This window comes from Cohaesibacter sp. CAU 1516, assembly GCF_005771485.1.
Classification (GTDB): domain Bacteria; phylum Pseudomonadota; class Alphaproteobacteria; order Rhizobiales; family Cohaesibacteraceae; genus Cohaesibacter; species Cohaesibacter intestini.
This window is the reverse complement of the sequence record NZ_VANT01000036.1, coordinates 1-1,880: the sequence shown is the minus strand read 5'-3', so window position 1 is coordinate 1,880 and position 1,880 is coordinate 1. Positions and strand designations below refer to the sequence as shown.

Annotated in this window: 3 protein-coding genes; all 3 read left to right on the top strand. The window is 45.7% G+C overall.

All coding sequences use genetic code 11. The features are described from left to right. On the top strand, positions 1-209 hold a 209-nt coding region (locus FDK21_RS20515), incomplete at its 5' end, for a DsbA family protein (RefSeq protein WP_171022252.1). A gap of 98 nt (positions 210-307) precedes the next feature. After that, on the top strand, positions 308-1,330 hold the full coding sequence (locus tag FDK21_RS20510) for a hypothetical protein (protein ID WP_138150717.1): 1,023 nt from the start codon (positions 308-310) through the stop codon (positions 1,328-1,330). A gap of 28 nt (positions 1,331-1,358) precedes the next feature. Then, positions 1,359-1,745: a DUF302 domain-containing protein gene (locus FDK21_RS20505; RefSeq protein ID WP_138150716.1), complete on the top strand. Its 387-nt coding sequence runs from the start codon at positions 1,359-1,361 to the stop codon at positions 1,743-1,745. Positions 1,746-1,880: the final 135 nt, after the last annotated feature.

Sequence of the window (1,880 nt, the reverse complement as noted above, 5' to 3'; positions counted from 1 at the left end):
TTGGCCAGCTAAAATCTGACATGAAGTCGCCGTCCATTGATGAACATATCCAGAAATCCATGCAATTGGCTCAAGCGTTGAATTTCAGCGGCACTCCTTCATTCGTTATTGGCAACAACATGGCACCGGGCTTGATCTCACCAGAGCAATTTCAAGCAATGATTGATGGCGCTAGAATTAATAATGGAAAGAATAATGATAACAATTAATTCATGTAAGAATTACGTTCGTTTACAGGTGTTGATATTGAAGTTCGAGTAGGTGGAACGCATACAATGGACAAATATATAAACAAACGGAGTCTGCGATGAATTTATCAGTCACTTCAATTGCAATTTTTTCTGCACTCATCATGAACGCAAACGCGGATATATACATACCAGAGGGGAACTCAGGAACTATACTTCATCTCGCGCCAGATTTTTCCATAATCGACCGGATAAATGGCGTCGAAAATGTGCATGGCATGGCATTTATTACAAGCAAAAATTTGATTGTTGCTGGTAACCTGTCTGCCAGTTCTAAAGATGAAGCAGAAAAAATTAATAAACCTGAAGGGATGTCTCAAGCAGAACATGACTCTCATCATCAAGCGGCTCCTTCTGACAATGAGGCAGAGACAAGCATTGTGACGTTTCTTGATGCCAAGTCACATAAGCTTGTTGCCAAAATAGAAGTCCCCGGTGTTGTTCATCATGTTGAGGCTGACCAAGCGGGGCACTATGCCGTGGTAACCCACCCGGCAATTGCCAGTGTTTCTATCATTGATCTAGAAACCAGGCGTCTTGTTAGCACACTTAAGACGGGTGAAATTCCCGAATACGCAGTTGCTGACCCTACTAGCGGACTTTTCTATATCAGCAACGCCGGTTCGAAAACTATCAGCGAAATCGACCCTGCTAGCCAAAAGATTTTGCGGACCTTCCAATTGGATGGCGGACCAAAACACATGCGACTTATAACGAAATTGGGTGCCTTGGCTGTGGCCGAAGCAGACGAAGGAACCGTTTCAATTCTGGACTTAAACACTGGCAACACGGTGTCACGATTTGATGTTGGCGGTGAGTTGCATGGTATCGAGAGTGATGGAGACTTCCTTTATGTCAGCGCTCGGGAAAAAGACACAGTGGTTCGCATTGGACTCCAAAACGGTATCAAAAAAACAGTCGAACTCTCAGAACAACCCTATCACATGACACTGGTTGGTTCTGACTTGTTGGTCAGCAGCGCGAGCGATGCTTTGGTTTGGGTGCTGAATTCTAAAAACTTGCAAATTGTGAAGACTTTGGAGACCGCTGATATAGCCCATCAAATGGTTTCAACCCAATAATTTAACCGCCAAATAGGAGGAGTTACAAATGAGCTATACGATCGACAGATTTTTGCCAGATGTCTCACCCGAAGATGCCGAAGTGCGCGTTCGCGACGCTCTGGCGTCTCAAGGTTTTGGGGTGCTGACCGAGATTGACGTCAAGGCGACGCTAAAGAACAAATTGGATTTGGACATCGGACCCTACAAAATTTTAGGCGCATGCAAACCAGAACTCGCCCACAAAGCGATGACTGTTGAGCCAAAAATCGGAGTCATGCTGCCATGCAACGTCATTTTGAGGCAAGTGGATGGCGGAATTGAAGTCAGTGCCGTTGAACCGCTTGCCTCGATGGGTGCTGTCGACAACCCTCAGTTGATGGGGATTGCATCGCAAGTGCAAGAGCTTCTAACCACCGTGATTGCGGATTTATGAGATTACCTATGTCTCTTACATTGCCTGCAAGCAAGCTTGTGCTTCTATTTCTCGCGGTTGTTGCGGCGATCTTTGTTGTCATCGATCCGTGGGGGTGGGATCTCGTCAGACTGTTTGAGCAAGAAAGCCTGTTCG